This window comes from Vibrio sp. AK197 (genome assembly GCF_053903115.1).
Genome location: NZ_CP096430.1, coordinates 2,264,189 through 2,284,918, shown reverse-complemented (window position 1 = coordinate 2,284,918; position 20,730 = coordinate 2,264,189). Strand labels below are relative to the sequence as shown.

The 20,730-nt window shown below is 44.0% G+C and carries 20 protein-coding genes; 10 read left to right on the top strand and 10 right to left on the bottom strand.

The annotated features are described in order from the left end of the window. Positions 1 to 59 precede the first annotated feature (59 nt). The 4 genes from ptsI to cysZ form a co-directional block, all read right to left on the bottom strand. Positions 60 to 1,784, bottom strand: coding sequence for a phosphoenolpyruvate-protein phosphotransferase PtsI (ptsI, locus tag M1D72_RS17635; protein WP_456296046.1), 1,725 nt, complete (start codon positions 1,782 to 1,784; stop codon positions 60 to 62). Positions 1,785 to 1,919: 135 nt separating this feature from the next. Continuing rightward, on the bottom strand, positions 1,920 to 2,177 hold the full coding sequence (locus tag M1D72_RS17630; protein WP_390189049.1) for an HPr family phosphocarrier protein: 258 nt from the start codon (positions 2,175 to 2,177) through the stop codon (positions 1,920 to 1,922). 301 nt (positions 2,178 to 2,478) lie between these two features. After that, positions 2,479 to 3,447, bottom strand: a complete 969-nt coding sequence (cysK, locus tag M1D72_RS17625; RefSeq protein ID WP_390189050.1) for a cysteine synthase A — start codon at positions 3,445 to 3,447, stop codon at positions 2,479 to 2,481. Positions 3,448 to 3,610: 163 nt separating this feature from the next. Then, positions 3,611 to 4,366, bottom strand: a complete 756-nt coding sequence (gene cysZ / locus M1D72_RS17620; protein WP_456296045.1) for a sulfate transporter CysZ — start codon at positions 4,364 to 4,366, stop codon at positions 3,611 to 3,613. Between the two features lie 218 nt (positions 4,367 to 4,584). On the opposite strand from cysZ, the gene zipA reads away from it, so the two are divergent. The 4 genes from zipA (at position 4,585) to M1D72_RS17600 (ending at position 10,029) form a co-directional block, all read left to right on the top strand. Further along, entirely contained in the window at positions 4,585 to 5,454 is an 870-nt protein-coding gene (gene zipA, locus M1D72_RS17615; RefSeq protein ID WP_456296044.1) for a cell division protein ZipA, read from the top strand. A gap of 152 nt (positions 5,455 to 5,606) precedes the next feature. Beyond that, the gene (ligA, locus tag M1D72_RS17610; RefSeq protein WP_456296043.1) at positions 5,607 to 7,616 is read left to right on the top strand and encodes an NAD-dependent DNA ligase LigA; all 2,010 of its coding nucleotides are present in this window, start codon (positions 5,607 to 5,609) and stop codon (positions 7,614 to 7,616) included. A 491-nt stretch (positions 7,617 to 8,107) separates the two neighbouring features. Then, the gene (chiP, locus tag M1D72_RS17605) at positions 8,108 to 9,145 is read left to right on the top strand and encodes a chitoporin (RefSeq protein WP_456296042.1); all 1,038 of its coding nucleotides are present in this window, start codon (positions 8,108 to 8,110) and stop codon (positions 9,143 to 9,145) included. A 74-nt stretch (positions 9,146 to 9,219) separates the two neighbouring features. Further along, positions 9,220 to 10,029 carry a hypothetical protein gene (locus tag M1D72_RS17600; RefSeq protein ID WP_456296041.1) on the top strand — a complete coding sequence of 270 codons (810 nt, stop codon included), beginning with the start codon at positions 9,220 to 9,222 and terminating at the stop codon, positions 10,027 to 10,029. Between the two features lie 532 nt (positions 10,030 to 10,561). Here M1D72_RS17600 and M1D72_RS17595 read toward each other — a convergent pair. From M1D72_RS17595 to M1D72_RS17585, 3 genes are all read right to left on the bottom strand, one after another. Beyond that, a complete protein-coding gene (locus M1D72_RS17595; RefSeq protein ID WP_456296040.1) occupies positions 10,562 to 11,419 on the bottom strand; it encodes a co-chaperone YbbN in 858 nt (285 codons plus the stop codon). Positions 11,420 to 11,711: 292 nt separating this feature from the next. Then, positions 11,712 to 12,554, bottom strand: coding sequence for an SDR family oxidoreductase (locus M1D72_RS17590; RefSeq protein ID WP_456296039.1), 843 nt, complete (start codon positions 12,552 to 12,554; stop codon positions 11,712 to 11,714). Positions 12,555 to 12,573: 19 nt separating this feature from the next. Then, positions 12,574 to 13,488, bottom strand: a complete 915-nt coding sequence (locus M1D72_RS17585) for a TIGR01777 family oxidoreductase (protein ID WP_456296038.1) — start codon at positions 13,486 to 13,488, stop codon at positions 12,574 to 12,576. A gap of 212 nt (positions 13,489 to 13,700) precedes the next feature. Between M1D72_RS17585 and M1D72_RS17580 the strand changes: the two genes are divergently transcribed. From M1D72_RS17580 to yfcE, 5 genes are read left to right on the top strand one after another with little or no spacing between them, the layout of a single operon-like run. Further along, positions 13,701 to 14,438 carry a DUF1538 family protein gene (locus tag M1D72_RS17580; RefSeq protein ID WP_456297424.1) on the top strand — a complete coding sequence of 246 codons (738 nt, stop codon included), beginning with the start codon at positions 13,701 to 13,703 and terminating at the stop codon, positions 14,436 to 14,438. Continuing rightward, positions 14,435 to 15,226, top strand: a complete 792-nt coding sequence (locus M1D72_RS17575; protein ID WP_456296037.1) for a DUF1538 domain-containing protein — start codon at positions 14,435 to 14,437, stop codon at positions 15,224 to 15,226. Before M1D72_RS17580 ends, M1D72_RS17575 begins: the two co-directional genes overlap by 4 nt. After that, positions 15,216 to 15,566, top strand: coding sequence for a P-II family nitrogen regulator (locus M1D72_RS17570; RefSeq protein WP_456296036.1), 351 nt, complete (start codon positions 15,216 to 15,218; stop codon positions 15,564 to 15,566). Before M1D72_RS17575 ends, M1D72_RS17570 begins: the two co-directional genes overlap by 11 nt. Positions 15,567 to 15,598: 32 nt before the next feature. Continuing rightward, complete coding sequence (locus M1D72_RS17565) at positions 15,599 to 15,973, top strand: CBS domain-containing protein (protein ID WP_456297423.1); 375 nt, start codon at positions 15,599 to 15,601, stop codon at positions 15,971 to 15,973. A 44-nt stretch (positions 15,974 to 16,017) separates the two neighbouring features. Next, positions 16,018 to 16,575, top strand: a complete 558-nt coding sequence (gene yfcE, locus M1D72_RS17560; protein WP_456296035.1) for a phosphodiesterase — start codon at positions 16,018 to 16,020, stop codon at positions 16,573 to 16,575. A gap of 26 nt (positions 16,576 to 16,601) precedes the next feature. Here yfcE and M1D72_RS17555 read toward each other — a convergent pair whose 3' ends face one another. The 3 genes from M1D72_RS17555 to M1D72_RS17545 all read right to left on the bottom strand — a co-directional run bounded on the left by M1D72_RS17555 (position 16,602) and on the right by M1D72_RS17545 (position 18,385). Then, on the bottom strand, positions 16,602 to 16,892 hold the full coding sequence (locus M1D72_RS17555) for a SelT/SelW/SelH family protein (RefSeq protein ID WP_456296034.1): 291 nt from the start codon (positions 16,890 to 16,892) through the stop codon (positions 16,602 to 16,604). A 63-nt stretch (positions 16,893 to 16,955) separates the two neighbouring features. After that, entirely contained in the window at positions 16,956 to 17,471 is a 516-nt protein-coding gene (locus M1D72_RS17550) for a regulatory protein ToxS (RefSeq protein WP_456297422.1), read from the bottom strand. 11 nt (positions 17,472 to 17,482) lie between these two features. Continuing rightward, positions 17,483 to 18,385 carry a winged helix-turn-helix domain-containing protein gene (locus M1D72_RS17545; RefSeq protein WP_456296033.1) on the bottom strand — a complete coding sequence of 301 codons (903 nt, stop codon included), beginning with the start codon at positions 18,383 to 18,385 and terminating at the stop codon, positions 17,483 to 17,485. Between the two features lie 254 nt (positions 18,386 to 18,639). On the opposite strand from M1D72_RS17545, the gene htpG reads away from it, so the two are divergent. Further along, positions 18,640 to 20,544 (top strand): molecular chaperone HtpG, encoded by a 1,905-nt coding sequence (htpG, locus tag M1D72_RS17540; protein ID WP_456296032.1) that lies wholly within the window; start codon positions 18,640 to 18,642, stop codon positions 20,542 to 20,544. Positions 20,545 to 20,730 lie beyond the last annotated feature (186 nt).

Below are 20,730 nucleotides of genomic sequence, written 5' to 3'. Positions count from 1 at the left end.
TATACCAATATAGATCATTAGACGACAATTTTCGTCGTCTAATGTATTGGCATATCAGATTATTTTGTTTTTTCAGCGATAAACTTATCAACGCACGCTTGAATTTCGTCTGCTGTTGGCAGTGACAGAGCTTCTTCTGCCATTGCTTTCACTTCAGCGAAGTTCGAGTTACGGATGACTTTCTTCACTTTCGGGACAGAAATGCCGCTCATTGAGAATTCATCTAAGCCCATACCGAGAAGAAGTAGAGTCGCACGCTCATCACCAGCAAGCTCACCACACATACCTGTCCATTTACCTTCAGCGTGAGACGCATCAATCACTTGTTTGATCACGTTTAGTACTGCAGGAGACAGTGGGTTGTATAGGTGTGAAATCATTTCGTTACCACGGTCAACTGCCAATGTGTATTGAGTCAAGTCGTTGGTACCGATAGAGAAGAATGCCACTTCTTTGGCTAGGTGGTGAGCAATCGCTGCTGCCGCTGGCGTCTCAACCATCACACCGATTTCGATGTTTTCGTCAAACGCTAGGCCTTCTTCGCGAAGCTCCGCTTTATAACCTTCAATGGCGTCCTTCAGTTCACGAATTTCTTCGACGGAAATGATCATTGGGAACATGACGCGAAGCTTACCGTGTGCAGACGCGCGCAGAATGCCGCGTAATTGATCGCGTAGGATTTCACGACGGTCTAAGCTGATGCGGACTGCACGCCAACCCAAGAATGGGTTCATTTCTTGTGGCAAATCCATGTATGGAAGGTCTTTGTCACCGCCGATATCCATAGTACGAATGATCACAGCTTCGCCGTGCATCGCTTCAGCCACTTCTTTGTAGGCTTCGTATTGCTCTTCTTCAGTCGGAAGCGAAGTACGGTCCATAAAGAGGAACTCAGTGCGGTACAAGCCGACACCTTCACCACCATTACGTAATACACCTTGGCAGTCTTTTACGGTACCGATGTTACCGCAAACTTCTACGCGATGTCCGTCAGTGGTTTCTGCTGGAAGATCTTTAATTTTTGCAAGTTCTTCTTTTTCAGCAATAACGTCAGCTTGAACTTTTTTCGCTTCTTCAAGTTCCGCTTCAGAAGGATTAACGATGATTTTGTTGTTCATCGCGTCCAAAATCAGAGTATCGCCATTACGTACTTTCTTAGTGATGTCGTTCGTACCAACGATCGCTGGAAGCTCAAGAGAGCGAGCCATGATAGACGTATGAGAAGTACGGCCGCCGATATCACACGCAAAACCGAGAACGTAGTCAAGGTCAATTTGCGCGGTTTCTGAAGGCGTTAGGTCGTAAGCCACTAGGATAACTTGTTCTGAGATATCGCTTAGGGACACGACATTGATACCGAGTGCGTTTTTCACAAAACGAGAGCCGATATCACGAATGTCTGTTGCACGCTCTTTTAGATACTCGTCATCAAGAGACTCAAGCGCGGTCGCTTGCTCTTCGATAACAGTATGAATGGCGTTATCTGCGTGAAGTTTTTCGTCTTTGATCAATGCTAGGATTTCTTCTTCTAGCTCTTCATCTTCAAGAAGCATGATGTGACCTTCAAAGATCGCTTCTTTTTCTTCACCAAATGTTTCTAAAGCTTTCTGCTTGATTGATTCAAGTTGCGCAGCCGATTTGTCACGAGCGTCATAAAAACGCTTAACTTCGGCTTCTACTTGGCCATCAGAAATCTTGTGTGTGTTTAGGACAATTTCATCTTCTTGAAGGAGTAGTGCTTTACCAATAGCAATACCAGGAGATGCCAGAATACCTGAAATCATAGCCTTACCTTAAACTGGTCAACTTTAAACGGGAGATTATTGAATCGCGCTAACGATACTTGTAGCTTAGTTTTGGGCCTATTGCCAACGAAGCCATTTTGCGAGGGCAAAATGGCTTCAGAATAGGAGACCCAATTAGTGTAGTTGATCCATAAGTTCAACTAGGTGGTCAACTGCTTGCTGAGCTTGAGGACCTTCAGCTGAAATAGTCACTAAAGTACCTTTTACTAGGCCAAGAGTTTGCAGTTTGAATAGGCTTTTTGCACTAGCGCTTTTACCGTTAGAAGTCACAGTGATGTCCGCATCAAAACCTTTAGCTTCTTTAACGAACTGTGCAGCTGGACGAGTGTGAAGACCGTTTTCTGCAGTGATTTCTACTTGCTTCTCGTACATGTTTTATACCCCAATATTGATTTATATTTGTTAATTTCTTAATCAGATTCAGCTTAACTGGTAACCCACATTTCCGCTAGAAGGTTAATGAGGTTTGTGTGTCAGAACTGATACTAATTATGATTTTTACAACAGTCTTAGAAGTAATATTCTAAGCAGTTGCTTTATATGAAACCTTATGCAGCTTCTTTATTTTGAAGCTAAAAATAAAACACCGTGATATTACCAAAGGCTCGGATAGGATCAACAAAAAAGCCCCTCAAAGGGGCTTTTTTAGACTAAAAATTGATTTGACCACAGATTATTGCTGGTTCTCTTTCTCAGTGAAGATGCCTGCAAATAGCGCGGTACTTAGGTAACGTTCACCTGAGCTTGGCAAGATGGTTACAATGGTTTTTCCTTCAAACTCAGGGAGTTCTGCAAGTCGGTTTGCTGCAACAACGGCGGCACCTGATGAGATACCCGCAAGAATGCCTTCCTCTTCCATCAGGCGACGAGCCATAGCAATCGCGTCTTCAGAAGTGACGGGCTCAACACGGTCAATCAGGTCCAAATCCAAGTTTTGAGGGATGAAACCTGCGCCGATACCTTGAATTTTGTGTGGAGCGGGTTTGATTTCTTCACCCGCAAGTGCTTGAGCAATCACTGGAGACTCGGCTGGCTCAACCGCAACAGAAACAATGGCTTTGCCTTTTTGGTTTTTGATATAGCGGCTGGTTCCTGTCAATGTACCGCCAGTACCCACGCCCGCGACGAATACGTCTACTTCACCATCGGTTGCTTCCCAGATTTCTGGGCCCGTTGTTTTTTCATGAATCTCTGGGTTAGCTGGGTTGTTAAATTGTTGAAGCAGCAAGTATTTACTTGGATCGCTAGCAACGATTTGTTCTGCTTTATCAATCGCTCCTTTCATGCCTTTTGCTGCTTCAGTAAGCTCAAGGTTGGCGCCAAGCGCTTTAAGAAGCTTACGGCGTTCTAGGCTCATTGATTCAGGCATGGTGAGTGTCAGTTTGTATCCACGTGCAGCGGCAACAAATGCGAGGGCAATACCAGTGTTACCACTTGTAGGTTCTACAAGCTCAACGCCAGGCTTTAGTTTGCCTTGTTTTTCTGCATCCCAAATCATGTTAGCGCCGATACGGCATTTAACGCTGAAGCTTGGGTTACGAGCTTCAACTTTTGCTAACACATTGCCTTTGCTGACTTTGTTTAGGCGAACAAGCGGTGTATTACCAATGGTAAGAGAGTTATCTTCGTAGATTTTGCTCATGGTATTAGATCCTTCAGTTTACCGACGCTGTGTGAGTTGAGCGCCAGCATGTGTATATTCATCACTTAACAGGAATCAGCATAAGACAGCGTAAAAAACCTGAAAAGGATTAAAAAGTTATAAGATATAGAAGCTAGATTAGTCGTTTTGACTTAGCTCTCAGTTACTGGATTTTGTCATGCTGATGACGAAATTCATTCACCCACATTGCGGTCGCGCCGCACACAGCAACAGGCATGACGATTAGGTTCAGCACGGGAATGGTGGTAAAGATAGACACTAAAACTCCAAACCCATAAGCCTTGCCTTGTTTTTGTTTCAAATTGTGTCTCATGTCGTTAAAGCTGACTTTATGATTATCAAATGGATAGTCACAATATTGAATGGCCAGCATCCAAGCGGTAAATATAAACCAAAGGATGGGACCCACCGTTTGCCCCAATGCCGGGATGAGCAGCAGAATGAATAAGCCAATCGCTTTTGGGAGTAGATAAACCAGTTTACGCCATTCACGGGCTAAGACTCGAGGAATGTCTTTGACCACGCTCATGAAACCGTCATCACTCACTTTTTTTCCGGTGAGACGTTCTTCAACTTTTTCGGCTAATAGCCCATTGAACGGCGCGGCAATAAAGTTGGCCAGAGTACTAAAAAAATAAGAGAAGGTCGCAAGAATGGTTAATACCAGTAGCGGCCAGATAATGTAGCTGAGCCAGGCAAGGAACCCTGGTAACTGTCCCATTAATTGTTCTATCCAACCATTAAGGTGGGAGAATAAATAGAACAGCGCGCCGCCGACCAAAATAATATTGGCAAGAAGAGGTAGGAGCACAAAACGACGAATTTTGGGCATCATGGCAATTTCTAAGCCGTAGAAAAAGTAACCAAATCCGGTTCTTTGTTTTAATTGATTATCCATATGTGTCACTACTAAGTTGTGATTGATTGAGCGAATATGCATCTTACAAGAAAAAAAGCGTGTTCAAAATCACAACATCATGGGAACTTCTAACATTAAGTTGTTCTAAAACAGTGGTTAGTTTTGGTAAAGTAAGTAAATAACGCGTATTTTATTATTGTTAGTAACTTGTTTTAATTACTGACTTAATTTTCTTTTCGAGCAACTGAGAGCAAGCAATGCAGGAACTGCGATTCGTACTCATTATTGTTGGTGCCTTAGCGATAGCCGCACTATTGTTCCACGGTTTGTGGACCAGCAAAAAAGAAGGAAAGGCGAAGTTTGGTGATAAACCGCTTGGCAAATTAAAAATCAACAAAGATGAGCAAGATGACATTGCTGAGCCCACATTTGCGCCAGAAGATGATTTTGAGATCATTCGTAAAGAACGGAAAGAGCCTGACTTTAGTGCGACTCAAACAGATATCGATCCGCTCACTGGCGAAAAAATGACGTCACATGATGATGAGGAGCAGGATAAAACGCCGCCGCCATTTATTCGTGCTCGTCGTGAGCCCGTCGAAGAAGAGCTACCTTCGGTTGAGATTCAGCCTGAGCCTGAGCCGCGACAAGAGCCAGTGGCGACACCAAGCACTGAAGATGATTCGAAAGCAACCCCCGAAGATGACCTGCAAGTGATTGTGCTTAATGTCCATTGTTCTGGCAGTGAGCCCTTTGTGGGAACCAAGCTGTTTGATAGCATGCAGCAAAATGGGTTGCTCTACGGAGAGCTTGATATTTTTCATCGCCATGCCGACATGTCGGGGACGGGCAAAGTATTATTTAGCGTCGCCAATATGATGCAACCTGGTACTCTCAAGCATGATGATCCTGAGACCTTTACCACCAAAGGTATCTCATTCTTTATGACATTGCCTTGCTATGGCGATCCAGAGCAAAACTTTAAACTGATGCTGAAAACGGCGCAGCAAATTGCGGATGATCTCAGTGGCAATGTGCTGGATGATAAACGTAACTTGATAACGCCTGATAAGCTTGACACCTATCGTGCTCAAATTCAGAAGTTTAAAGCGCAGCAAAGCGCATAAAATTCATCGCAGTAATACTTCGAAAGGCTCCTAGTTATGGGGCCTTTTTTGTTATCGGTATCGCGCTCAGATTAAGGTATGATACTGCAAGCAACTTATTCAAGCGCTGATGCCGAATAGACCAAGATAAATTATTAAGACTAGAGTTCGTTATGTCGACAGAGATTCAAGAAAAGCTCAATCAATTAAAAGAGACCCTTCATTACCATTCGGTAAAGTATTACGTTGAAGATTCCCCCGAGATACCAGATGCAGAATACGACCGTTTAATGCGTGAGCTACAGGAGATTGAAGCACAACATCCCGATCTTATAACGATAGATTCACCTTCACAGCGAGTGGGAGGGGCTCCTCTTGACGGGTTTGAAACCGTTGCCCATGAAATACCGATGCTTTCTCTCGATAATGCTTTTGATGATGAAGAGATCGATAGTTTCTACAAGCGGATGCAAGACCGAATTCCTGCGGCAGCGCTTGATGGTTTCTGCTGTGAACCTAAGCTGGATGGCTTAGCGGTGAGTATCTTATATGAAAATGGTGTTTTGGTACGTGCTGCTACCCGTGGGGATGGGGCTAATGGCGAAAATATTACAGAGAATGTTCGTACCATTAAGGCCATACCGTTGAAACTGAGAGGTGAGGGATGGCCTCAGCGTTTGGAAGTGCGCGGTGAAGTATTTATGCCTAAAGCGGGATTTGAGCAATTCAACCAGCAAGCGTTGAAGAAAGGACAAAAAGTCTTTGTCAATCCGCGTAATGCAGCCGCAGGGAGCTTGAGACAGTTAGATTCACGCATTACCGCAACGCGCCCCCTCAACTTCTACGCATACAGTGTTGGTGTTGTTGAAGGCGTTGAGCTAGCCCCCAGCCATTATGATCGCTTTCTACAACTAAAACGTTGGGGACTGCCGATGTGTCCAGAAACTCGACGTGTTGGTTCTATGCAAGAAGTTAAAGCCTTTTATCAAGATATTCTTGAGCGTCGAGACCAACTCTCATACGAAATTGATGGTGTGGTTATCAAAGTCGATGATATTGCGATTCAGCAGCAGCTAGGCTTTGTTGCTCGAGCGCCACGCTGGGCGATTGCTTATAAGTTTCCCGCTCAGGAAGAAATTACGCTATTACGTGACGTTGAGTTTCAAGTTGGACGAACTGGGGCGATTACACCTGTTGCCAAATTGGAACCCGTGTTTGTCGGCGGTGTGACGGTTAGTAATGCAACACTGCACAATCGGGATGAAATCGACCGGTTGGGCGTAAAAATTGGCGATCACGTCGTGATTCGCCGTGCGGGAGATGTGATTCCGCAAGTCGTCTCGGTGGTACTAGAGCGACGTCCAGAAGAGGTCAAAGATATTATATTTCCGGCTCACTGCCCAGTGTGTGATTCTGAAGTCGAACGCGTCGAAGGAGAAGCGGTCACCCGTTGCACTGGAGGGTTGGTGTGTGGCGCGCAGCGCAAAGAAGCGCTGAAGCATTTCGTTTCTCGTAAAGCGTTGGATGTCGATGGCCTTGGTGACAAAGTCATTGAGCAGCTTGTTGAACGTGAAATGGTGACGACACCCGCGGATCTCTTCCGCTTGAGTGCTGGCGTGATTACAGTACTTGAGCGAATGGGACCTAAGTCGGCTCAGAATATTGTCAACGCATTAAATGTGGCTAAGCAAACGACACTGGCTAAATTTTTATACTCATTGGGTATTCGAGAAGTCGGAGAAGCGACAGCATCAAATCTTGCCAATCATTTCAAAACTCTTGATGCGATTCAGGCGGCAAGTTTAGAACAATTGGTTGAGGTTCAAGACATCGGCCAAATTGTGGCCAGCCACATCACTGCGTTCTTTGCCGAAGAGCAGAATCAGAAAGTGATTCAAGATCTTATCGAACTGGGCGTGACCTGGCCTGATATTGAAGTTCCAGATGAATCCACCCCGCAGCCGTTAGCAGGAAAAACGGTCGTGCTTACTGGTTCGTTAACGCAGTTAACTCGAACTCAAGCAAAAGAAGCGCTACAGAACTTAGGCGCGAAAGTGACGGGGAGTGTATCAAAAAATACGGATATTTTATTTGCCGGAGATAACGCTGGCTCCAAACTGGCTAAAGCCCAAGAACTGGGTGTAGAAATCAAAACAGAGCAAGACTTAGTCGACTTACTATAATTGTCATCCTATTTTGAGGATTGAAAGGCCCATTCATCATGAATGGGCCTTTATTTTTTTAAAGAAATAAGTAGCTAATTCATCGTTGTGAATAACACTGTGATTCACTTCATAATCTGATAATCATCGATTATATGGTTATTACTCTGCGAGTGACTTCAAAGTATCCAATATTAACGATTAAATAAACTATTGAAATTTAATGATTTTATTTTTATATCGTTGTTTTTGTCAATACTTTCGAGGCAGATCAATCTGCGGTTTAAAATTTGTAGTGACTCATATTTTTTTAGTAAAAAAATAAGTATACGTTGATGTTTATTCTCTCCCGGATAATCTCTTAGACATGGATACACGAGGTGTATGCAGATAAGGAAAACAGGTACCGACAGAGGCCTGATTTTCAATAAAGGAGCGCTTTTCCCTTCGGCGGCCAACTTAAGGAGAAAAGCAATCTAAACAGCTATATCCATATTTAGGAGTTCTTTTCCATGGACAAAATGTTTAAACGCACATTACTTGGCGCAGTAGTCGCCTTTGCTTCAACAGGCGCAATGGCGGCGGGAGAAACAGGTCAAATTGGCGTTCTTTCTGATTTTAAAGTTGATGTATACGGTGTCGCAGCAATTTCTGCTTTCTATCAAGAAGATGGTAATGGTTACGACTACGAAAACGAGTCACGGATTGGTTTTCGTGCAAGTAAAGACATGTTCGATAATGTGAATGTGTTTATGCAAATTGAATCTGGTTACGTTGGTGAGGATGGATCGGGATCGACACTTGGTGCTCGTGATACTTTCTTAGGTCTTCGTGGTGACTGGGGGCAGGTTCGCTTTGGTCGTATGCTCACTCCAATGTATGAAATCGTTGACTGGCCATACTCAAACCCAGGTCTCGGACGTGTATTTGACTGGGGTGGTGATGTTGCTGGTCATTATGACCGTAAGGGAGATATTGCTCGTTATGATTCTCCAGCGTTTGGAGGTTTAACGTTCAGTCTTTCTGCTGGTCGTGGTGATACTGGCACTGATGGCTCTAATCATTTAGGTGCTGCCGTACATTATAATGCTGCTGATGTTGTAACACTGCATGCAGGTTTTGAAAATAACTCAAAATTCAAGTTTGACTATAAAGACGCTGCAGAAGCGGATGCTACCTATCTTGTGGATGCTAAAGCCTACATTATTGGCTTCGAACTACCTTTGCCTGCTGGTTTTGGCCTAGCTGGTGCATATAAGTATACAGAGGGCGCATCGAAAGTTGTTGGTGGAGAAACTGGCGAGCAAGGCCAATACTCGATTATCGGTCAATATTGGAATGGGCCTTGGGGCTTTAAACTAGGTTATGCAGCAAACTTAGAATCAGAAGTTAACAGTGTTGAGCAGAATGACGATGATGAAGTCTTATCTGCACAGTTAATGTATGTTCATAATGGGTTTGTGCCATATCTGCGCGTAGGTCAGCATGACGCTTACAATGCGAGTGATAAATTGGCATTCGTACGTGTCGGGCTTGAATACGGATTCTAAGAGTTAGCCTCTACCTTTTTGACAAAACACCGGCCTCAGGTCGGTGTTTTCATAAATGACAAAGGATACGTTGTATGAATAAATTAAAAGCTTGGATTGTCTTGGCTGTTATGTTTGGTGCTGGCGGATGCAGTACACTGAACAGTACAAGCGAGTTTACTGATGTAATCAAAAGTACAACAGAGAGGCGGGACTTTGTACAAGTTACGGGTAAATCGATCACTCCGGAGACTCAGGCTTTATCTGGGCAAAATATTGTTAAATCACAATTAAGTTATATTGGCGTTTTTCCAAAATCAGGGCAGGAAACCACCAAGTCATCATCCATTTCGGGGGAAGTCAGCTATTTTAAAAATTACGATCATTTTTCTTATGTACAAATCGGGCAAAAGCGTTATCAACTCACCAATGATCGCCCTATAGCGGAAACATGCACAGAGCACTGCACAGTCAGTCAGTGGTTTACATTCCCCATTTCTGAGCAATATATTGATAGCGAACCGTCGGAGTTTGTTGAATTCACATTAACGGCTGAAAATCACCAACATACGGTCAAGTTTTCGATACCTAAAGCCTATTTCTCCGCTGTTCGGAAAGAGGCCACCTATCTGAATGAATCGCCCAATCACGACAATATTCAATCCCAGTCGGCACAAGTTACTTCGCAAGTCAGCCGTGCTCAGGAAATGATCACTTATTGGTATGACAAAGCGTCGACGACTGAGCAAGGTAAGTTTAGAGATTGGGCTTTCGTAAATCGTAATAGTATTAACACCAAGATGGTAACCCAATCACAACCAACACAAATGCTGAGTTATTGGTATGAGCAAGCAAGCAGCGAAGAGAAAAAACAAATATTAGCGTGGTTATTAGATACAGAATAAAAATAAGGAGCATCGGCTCCTTATTCTACGCTATTCAATTGATTATTATATTCCTCGGTAATATTTGCAGATGACCATTGGAAAAGTCTTTATGCTTCCATCTGCCATCTTACAATCTACATTAGGCCCAGTCGCTGAGCTTCCTGCATTTTGAGCAGCAACGGCTGAAAAGCTAAAAAGTAGTGAGAGAACGAGCGCCGACATCATACTTAATAATTTCATAATAACCTCGATTGAGATAGTGAAACATGCGTTAATAAGTATGTTTTTAATCAAGAAAAGATCAAAAAAATTTACAAAATCAAATTTATTGATAATAAATAAGTGAGAAAATATCTTTGGTTGATGTCGAAATAAACCCTAAATTGTCGATGATGCTGAAAATGTAATAGGGGAAATGTTTATTCTATTACTTACTTAATTCTACACATTAAGTTATTTAATTTTTTGATTTAAATGTTTTTTAATGACATGTGTAAATAAAAAAGCCAGCAAATAGCTGGCCTTTCTATGTGATAACAAGAAAATCCTATTAATAAAGGATAGAATATAATTGACGGCGATATTTACTGGCGATGGCATTGCCTTGCCCCAACGCTGTTAAAATGTCCATAAATACTTTTTTCAGTTCACCATCTAATACATTGAGATCCTTCGATACATAACTCCACAGTAGAGCGAGTGCTTCCTCATCACGGCTTACTTGATGATATTGAACCGCCAAGTCATGGGCTAATTGAGGGTTATTGCCATCACTTTGTAATTGTGCTTCAAGTGCTTGAATTTCAGGGCTGTCAGCGGCTTGCTGGTGTAATTCTAATTTAGAAACTAACTGTTTGTACTCATTGTGATTTTTGTATTCGAGCGGAATGGTCTCAAGCAGGGCTTCCGCTTGTGAAAACTGCTGAGTCTCTAATAAACAGTCGGCAATCAGTAGCTTTACTTCGCCGTGGTTTTTGAGTTCTTCGGCAAGCGATTGTAAGACAGTAAGCGCATCCACGTAATTGCCTTGAGCAATCATGGACTGCGCATTCTGCAATTGAAGCTCGTCCTGACTTGGCAGATGTTTGGTTAGCATTTGCTCAATGGCCTCTATGGGTTGAGGACCGCCTAGACCATCAACAGGTTGGCCGTTAACAAACAACGCGATAGTTGGCAGTGCTTGAACGCCAAACTGACTGGCGATCATTTGCTGTTGCTCACAGTCCAATAACGCAAGTGTGAATGCGCCGTTATATTGCTGAGCCAATGTTTGCAGTGGCGTGATCAAATCCGCACTCTCTTGGCTCATAGAAGCCCAGAAGTGAATCAGAACGGGCGTTTGCATTGAACCCTCAAGGACTTCTCGAAAGTTCTGTTCATTAAGCTCGACAATAAAAGGGGATTGCATCTTGTTATCCTAAATCAGTGGCTGTTTCTTTCTATGTGGGGGAAAATAAAAAAAGATTCAAGGAGTAGGCGAGCAAAAGAAACAAAAAACACCGCCTAACGCAGTGTTTTAGAAATACAAGTAAGCGCACATCGCTGATTAAATCAGTAATAAAATCGTGAGAGCAATGCCCACGCCAAGCCAATTTAATTGGTTTAGTGTCATTTTGTTCTCCAAATGCAACGCCGTGAAGTGTGATTGGAGATGAGTTTAAATTCTCAGTATTACGATTTGATTACATTTTGAGCAAGTGTTATGCGGCCTTGTTCAAGATCCTATCCAGCATTCGAGCGGGAAGCAGGCGTTTCAAGCAAGCAAATACTTTTGTTGGCGTGGTCACTCGATAGCGAATTTTTGGACGCTTTGCTTCGAGTGCATCGATAACAGGTGGAACACATGCTTGTGCAGGGAGGACAAAGCGATTTTTTGAGGTAGCTTTTGAGAGTCGCTCTAGTTCTCGTTCGTACTGAGTTTGATGTCGGCTTCCTTCACGTTGTATCCAGCGTTTAAATGCCGCAAGCGCATTAGCACGAAAATGCGTTTCTATGGGGCCTGGTTCGATTAAACTTACTTGCACATTGGTGCTGGCAAGCTCGATACGGAGAGTGTCGGTCCATCCTTCTAGTGCAAATTTTGATGCGTTGTACGCGCCGCGGTATTTCATCGCTGCAAAGCCGAGTACCGAACTCACTTGAATTATTCTTGCGTCAGGTTGACGCAGTAAAATCGGGAGTAAACCGGTTGTGAGCTCATGCCAGCCAAAGAAGTTCGTTTCAAACTGTTCGCGTAGCGCTTGAGTTGGCAAGTCCTCAAGTGCACCAGGTTGACCATATGCACCATTATTAATTAATGCGTACAGGTCCCCATCTTTAATCAGTGATAAGTACTCAACAGTGGATTGGATTGATTGGCTACTATTTAGATCAAGTTGTAGGCAATGGAGGCCTTGTTTTCTCAAACGTTCAACGTCTTGGGCTTTTCGGCATGAGGCAATCACCCGGTATCCGCGTTGGTTGAGCTGTTGAGCCAGTTGATAACCAATTCCGGTGGAGCACCCAGTGATAAAGACAATTTTTGTATTTAATGGTGAAGTCATAATCTCGTCATGGCTGAAGTTATTCGGTATGTGCAAATAAATTATGCAGTGCGGGTTTTAGTCTTGAGTACGTGAAGGTGAATTCTAACTCGGTGAGCTTTTTGGGTTTGGCACGCGCACTGTCAAAAAGCAGTACTGAACTTTCTCCCATTAGCAACCGAATTGCCCATTTAGGGGTAAAAAGGAAATGTGGTCTTCTAAGAGCTTTAGCCAATTGGTGACTAAATTCGCGGTTAGTGACAGGATGAGGAGCGCATAAATTAAACGCTCCCTGAGCATGTGGGGTGTTGAGTAGAAATTCAATCGCTTTAACCATATCTTGGCGATGTATCCATGGCATGTATTGCTTTCCTGAACCAATAGGACCTCCAATTCCCATTTTGTAAGGTAAAAGCATTTTTTGTAATGCACCGCCGCTGGGGTCTAATACAACGCCTGTTCTCAATAAACATACTCGAGTTTGCTCAGAGCGCGCTCGTAACGCGATTTCTTCCCAGCGAGCGCAAACCTGGTGAGGAAATTGAGAGTTATTCACCTGCAGGCTCTCATCAAAAGGATGCTGCTGTTGGTCACCGTAATAGCCAACGGCTGACCCGCTGATAAAGACCGAAGGCGCTTCTGTGCTCGCATGGAAACGTTCAACTAACTGCTCGGTGAGTTGCCAACGACTTTGACAAATCTTGCTTTTTTGCGCCGCGGTCCAACGTTTATCGGCGATGGGTTCTCCGGCGAGGTTTATCACCGCGTCAAATTGATTAAAATCACTGAATTCATCGAGACTGGAAATATAGTGGATATTTCCCATGTCAGCATGCGCAAGCGTCTGTTTAGCTCTGGAGGGCTGGCGTGTAACAAGTGTAATACGATGGGTCGAAAGCAATTTTAACAGTTCTCGTCCAATGAAACCTGTACCACCGGTGATCAAGATATCCATTCGCACCTCCTTTCTTTAGTCTTTGAATTATAGTCACTTAGACAAACTCACACACATAAATTTGTCAACCGTTGATGTCGATTCGTGCTTTCAAAGTCTCGAGTTAACAAAACAGCCCATGACGAGTCATAAAAATGTCCAAGCTCAGTGTCGGATCACACCCCTTTACCTGCGCTGTGCCAAGCTTTGAAGGTCAGCTAAGTGAGGAAGGAATGGGCGGATTTTTTTCATTATTAAAAGCGATGCTTTCAAGCCTTAAAGATCTATTGCCGATTGTGGTTGTCATCGCATTTTTCCAATGGGGCGTGCTTGGGCAGTCTCTACCTAATTTGCTATCAATTCTAAGTGGGCTTTTTTTGGTTGTGTTGGGGTTGACGCTGTTTGTTTTCGGACTGCAACTTGGGCTATTTCCAATTGGAGAAACGATGGCGCAAACGTTTGCTCGCAAAGGGTCGTTAATGTGGTTATTGGTTTTTGCATTTTGTTTGGGGTTTGGTACCACGGTGGCAGAACCGGCGCTCACTGCCATCGCTGATGAAGCGAGTGAAGTCGCGGCTCACGGGGGAATGATTCATAGCGGGATTGAGGACATAGAGAGTTATGCGTTAGGGCTGCGATTAACCGTCGCATTGTCCGTTGGGGTAGCCATTGTTCTTGGAGTCATACGTATTGTGAAAGGCTGGCCCATTCAAAGGTTCATTATTAGTGGTTATTTGGCGGTTGTGGCTCTAACGCTGGTGGCACCTCCATCTATTATTGGCATTGCTTATGACTCCGGAGGGGTCACAACGTCAACGATTACGGTCCCTCTAGTGACCGCGCTCGGCATCGGGCTCTCTTCAGCGATAAAAGGTCGCAATCCAATGATTGATGGCTTTGGTTTAATTGCCTTTGCGTCCTTGTTACCGATGATTTTCGTCATGCTTTACGGCATGTGGGTGGTTGTATGATCTGGCTGTCGTGGTGGGCATCATTGCTCGGAACGCTGGGGGATGTGGCGCCAATAGTGACGATGATTGTGGTTTTCCAGTGGGTTATTTTGAGAAAGCCTGTGGCGAATTTACCCAAGGTCATACTGGGTTTTGTTTATGTAGTAATCGGGTTATCACTTTTTTTGATTGGGCTTGAGAAAGCCTTATTTCCACTTGGTGATACGATGGCAAAGCAGCTAACAGACACCAAGTTTTTACATGAGATGCAATGGGTTCCTTCACATCAATTAAAAGCGATAGATTACTACTGGGTGTATTTATTTGCGTTTTGTATCGGGTTTAGCACCACCATCGCTGAACCGGCTTTGATCGCCGTTGCGATTAAAGCCAACCAAGTCTCAGGGGGCAGCATACGAGTGAACGGCTTACGAATATCCGTTGCATTTGGTGTTGCCATTGGGATTGCTTTGGGCTGCTATCGCATTGTGGTTGGCGACCCTATTCATTATTACATTATTACTGGGTATTTAGTGGTGGTGGTGCAAACCTACTTTGCACCTAAAATGATCATTCCTCTGGCTTATGATTCTGGCGGTGTCACTACGTCAACCGTGACTGTACCGATTGTCGCAGCACTAGGTTTGGGGCTTGCATCAACCGTGCCTGGGCGCAGTCCGATGATTGATGGTTTTGGTCTTATCGCCTTTGCGAGCTTATTTCCGATTATATCCGTCATGGCTTATGCGCAGATCACTCAGTGGTGGACTCAACGTATTGAGCAAAAGGAGAAACACGATGCGATTTAAATTATTGGTAGCATTTGTTGAAGACAGTAGGACCGATGCGGTACTTGATGCTGCGCGTGAGGCTGGCGCAACGGGGGCGACCGTCATCAACAATGCGCGAGGTCAAGGTCTCAATCAAAAGCCGACGTTTTTAGGACTGACATTAGAGGTACAAAAAGACGTTTTGCTGTTTGTGGTTGAAGAGCATCTTGCTCGGCACATATTAGAAACTATCAATCAGGTCGGGGAATTTGAAAGCCAATCTGGGCAGGGAATTGCGATTCAAATCGATATAGAAGATGCCGTGGGGGTTAGTCACCAAGTCGAGCGTCTAACCAAAGTCGTGGAGGATGAGTTGTGAAGGAGCATAAAGCAATCTGTGTGCGGGATGTGATGGCGAACAGTTACGTAATGGTGGATGGGTTAACCACGGTTAAAGAAGGCATCTTGTTAGCGAAAAAGCATCAAGTTAAAGCTTTGGTTGTTAATAAGCGCCATGAGCATGATGAATTTGGTTTGGTTTTAATGAATGACATCGCTAAGAAGGTGTTGGCGCAAAATCGGGCGACCACACGCACTAATATTTATGAAATTATGACGAAACCGGCATTATCGGTGAGTCCTGATATGGAACTGAAATATTGCGCTCGTTTGTTTGAGCGCTTTGGTATCAGTCGGGCACCTGTCATTGAATCGGGTGAGGTTATCGGAATGGTGAGCTATAACAACATTGTCTTGAACGGCATGGTGACCGATGACGATGGGTAGCAAAATCGGTACAATGTCCTTAGGAATTTAAAGGAGAAGGCGCTGTGAAATTATTTATTGCTTCCGATTTGCATGGCAGTTTACCAGCCACCGAAAAGATGCTTGCTGCCTTTGAACAAAGTGGTGCTGAGACGCTCATTTTATTAGGGGACTTACTCAACCACGGACCTCGAAACCCGATTCCGGATGGCTATCAACCAGCCGAGGTTGCTCAGTGTTTAAATCGTTACTCTGAGCGTATTATTGCGGTGAGGGGAAACTGTGATAGCGAAGTCGATCAAATGCTTTTAGGTTTTCCAATGCTTGCGGACTACGCTTGGGTATTGCTGGCGAATGGTCGTCGTCTGTTTTTAACCCACGGTCATCTCTACAATAGCGCCAAACGACCAGCACTCAGAGCTGGGGATGTCATTGTTCATGGGCATACGCACATTCCTGTGGCTCAATTAGACGATGACTGTGTGATTTTTAATCCGGGCTCAACGACATTTCCACGTCAGGAGTATGTACCAAGTTATGGCGAAGTCGACATGGACAGCCAACAACTTTTCGTTCGAGATTTTGATGGTCAAACCTTGATGACGTATTCATTGGATGGTTGAAGATAGTGAGCATAACAGCCGAGCTTTTAAGCTCGGTTATTATGGTTATCAGAATGTCCTAAATCTCGCTCAGGGTCTATCACATCTCTAACGCGTTGTTTTAAAACTTTCGCTTCAGGAAACCCGTCGTCTTGTTTGCGCTCCCAAATGCGCTCCCCATTGCAGAAAATTTCAAAACGCCCACCCGTATCAGGATGAAGAGCCACCTGCTCTACGTCTTCACTAAAAGTATGTAATAGCTCTTGGCTTAACCAACTTGCGCGCAGCATCCAGTTACATTGACGACAATAATAGATATCAATTTTAGCTTTTGTCATGGTTTCTCTTTCACTAAGACGATGATAAAAAAGAGGCTCACCGTAGTGAACCTCCTAGAGGGATTAGTTTGAGAATAACACCGTTGACCCATGGCTTAAACTGGTCAGCAATAAGGTTTTATCATTGACGATATCGATGCGCCGGCTTTGCTGAGCATCCACTTTAAACAGTTGAGTAATCAAGGCTAACTGAGATTGAGAGAAGTTTTTTGCGGTTTGTGCCGACACATCTTTAAACTCAGTGGGGGAGACCAGCAAATAGTTATCACTGATGCCCCAGTCACCGGTTTCAGAAAAGCGTAAAACACTGGTTTCCTCGCTGTTCTCTGCGTATAGCGTAATAGCTGCGACACGAATGTAATGACCGTTCGGCAGGTATTTTACGTTGGAGGTAGCGATCGCCTTTTGAAGTGGGCCAACACCCTCATTTTGTTCTTGCTCGTTGATGATGGTGACCATTCTTGATTGCCACTCTCGAGAGGTTAATACCTGCTCCATTTTCAAGTCGCTTCCCCAATACAACCAAGCGCTAAAACCGACCGAAAGCAGAATGACTAACCCAACAATCTTTTGATTAATATTTTTCATCCTTATTGGCACACCCTATTAAGACCGCTCTCATCGGTGAAGATTCTTAAGGTCACATTGTTCTCTGAATGATTGAGAGGATAAATGTAGTTGAGAACAAGCTGATTATTTTGGCCTCCAGTAGCGATGATTTCTTCAGGGGCAACACCGTTGATGTGAGACCTCTCATTGTACTGATTGATACAACGTTCAATCGAACCCAGCCAATTTTGTAATGATGGATGGCTAATCGGTGTTTTCACCGGGACATCATGATAAACGGCTATGTCACGAAATGTGGATTGGCTGGGCTGCGAAAAAAGAAGCACACAAACGGGTAGCAACACCGCCAATACGAGTAATGTTTTACTTAACCATGAGAACTTTTCCGTTTCTGGCTGTGCCTCGTACGTGGGTTTACTCAATTCGATATCGGTTGAATTGATACTCTCCACCTGAGGCATGGATACCGCCGTTTCATCTACAGATGATGGCGCATTCTGCGAAGTCGGCGTTTCTTCAGGGGGTTCGCTTATTGATGAGATGCTCGGTGGCGCGCTTGGGGTTGTATCTTGAAGTTCATTGGTTTGCTCGACCAGGCAAATTAGCTGGTAGCCACGCTTAGGGACGGTTTTTACAAACTCCGGTGAACGCGTGGAATCATGAAGCATTTTACGTAGCGTAGAAATGGCTTGAGTGAGACTTGAATCATCGACTTCAAAGCCTTGTTCGCGCCATACAAAATCATGCAACTCGTTACGAGTTACCACTTCATTAGGTTTTTCGGCAAGCAGTAATAGGATGCGGCTTTCATTGCTTCCTAAACGGATAACATCACTTTCGTTGTTTAAATCGACAAGAGAATTGCTGTTGGGGTCGAAGATGAAACGATTTGCCAGATTAAACTTGGTGCCAATTTGACTCATGGGTAAGACCACTACATGTTTTTATATTTAATGCTGGGCTAAGTCTACTCCTTGTAGGAATAAACGAAACCCTAGGAGAATTTATATTTTTTTAGATCCCAAGAATAATAAAATTTATGTCAAAAAAACAATGTTTTTATGCTGTTTGACCTTGAATTTACATTTAGCACCCTCACTTTTAGTACCAAACTCATTCCGACTCATCACTTGTGCGATTTCAAGTGATGGCTATGTAACTAGGTTATGGAGCAAACATGAGCGAAACTGTTACTAACAATAAAGAAACTCGTGGTTTTCAATCAGAAGTGAAACAACTACTTCACTTGATGATTCACTCTTTATATTCCAATAAAGAGATTTTTTTACGAGAACTGATATCTAACGCTTCGGATGCGTCTGACAAATTGCGCTTTCAAGCGTTATCTAACCCCGATCTATACCAAGGTGATGCGGATCTTGGTGTGAAAGTCTCGTTTGACGAAGAGGCCAACACACTGACCATTTCTGATAACGGGATTGGTATGAGCCGAGAAGATGTTATTGAACACCTTGGTACCATCGCCAAATCAGGAACCGCAGAATTCTTTTCCAAATTATCCGATGATCAGAGTAAAGATTCGCAATTGATTGGTCAGTTTGGTGTTGGTTTCTACTCGGCATTTATTGTCGCTGATGCTGTAACTGTAAGAACTCGAGCTGCGGGTCTTGCAGCTGATCAAGCGGTTCAGTGGCACTCTGCCGGTGAAGGGGATTACACCATCGAGACGGTAAGCAAAGAGTCTCGAGGTACCGACATCGTTTTGCATATGCGTGACGAAGGTAAAGAGTTCCTTAACGAGTGGCGCCTACGCGAAGTGATCAACAAATATTCTGATCACATTGGTATTCCAGTCTTTATTCAGACCACAGTTAGAGATGACGAAGGTAACGAAACCGACGAAAAAACCTGGGAGCAAGTCAATAAAGCACAAGCGCTTTGGACTCGTTCTAAATCGGACATCAGCGACGAAGAGTATAGAGAGTTCTACAAACACGTTTCACACGATTTTGCTGAACCACTCGTTTGGGCACATAACCGTGTTGAAGGTAAAAACGATTACACCAGCTTACTCTATATCCCGGCGAAAGCACCTTGGGATATGATGAATCGCGACCATAAGAGTGGCTTGAAACTGTATGTTCAGCGCGTCTTCATTATGGATGACGCTGAGCAGTTTATGCCATCTTATCTGCGTTTTGTTCGTGGCTTAATTGATTCTAATGATTTGCCGCTCAACGTATCGCGCGAAATTCTTCAAGATAACAAAGTGACCCAATCACTGCGTAACGCTTGTACTAAGCGTGTTCTCACCACGCTTGAGCGTTTAGCGAAAAACGATCCAGAAAAATACCAAACCTTCTGGAAAGAGTTTGGTTTGGTTATGAAAGAAGGCCCAGCGGAAGACTTCTCTAACAAAGAGAAAGTCGCGGGACTACTGCGTTTTGCATCGACCGAAAATGAGTCGTCTGAGCAAAATGTCGGGCTTGCTTCTTATGTCGAGCGCATGAAAGAAGGACAAGATAAGATTTACTATCTCACCGCGGATAGCTACTCAGCAGCGAAAAATAGCCCACACCTTGAACAGTTTAAAGCCAAAGGTTTGGAAGTCATCTTAATGTATGACCGCATTGATGAGTGGCTGATGAACTACCTCACCGAGTTTGATGGTAAGCAGTTCCAGTCCATCACCAAAGCCGGTTTGGATCTCAGCAAGTTTGAAGACGAAGCGGAAAAAGAGAAGCAGAAAGAAACCGAGGAAGAGTTTAAGTCTGTGGTTGAGCGTACCAAGGAGTACTTGGGTGAGCGCGTGAAAGAAGTCCGCACCACGTTCAAACTGGCATCAACCCCAGCCGTTGTGGTTACCGATGATTTTGAGATGGGAACGCAAATGGCCAAGCTACTAGAAGCGGCTGGCCAAGCTGCGCCAGAAGTGAAGTACATTCTTGAAATTAACCCAAATCATGATCTTGTTAAGCGCATGGCAGATGAACCGGATCAAGAAGCCTTTGGGCGTTGGGTTGAAGTTCTGCTAGGTCAGGCAATGTTAGCGGAACGTGGCTCTATGGAAGATCCAACTCAATTCGTTGGGGCCATTAACCAACTTTTGGCTAAGTCATAAGCTAAATTAATAAGCAAAAGCCCGCATAAAGCGGGCTTTTATCTTGTTTTTAAATGAAATTTACACATCTTCGGCTAAATTCGGTGTTTATGTCGTGAAATCGATATCAAAAGGCATTCTTTAGTCTTAAACGCCGCCTCTTTACCTGAAGTTGTGATAAAATCCAAGACTTGAATGTGAACAGCA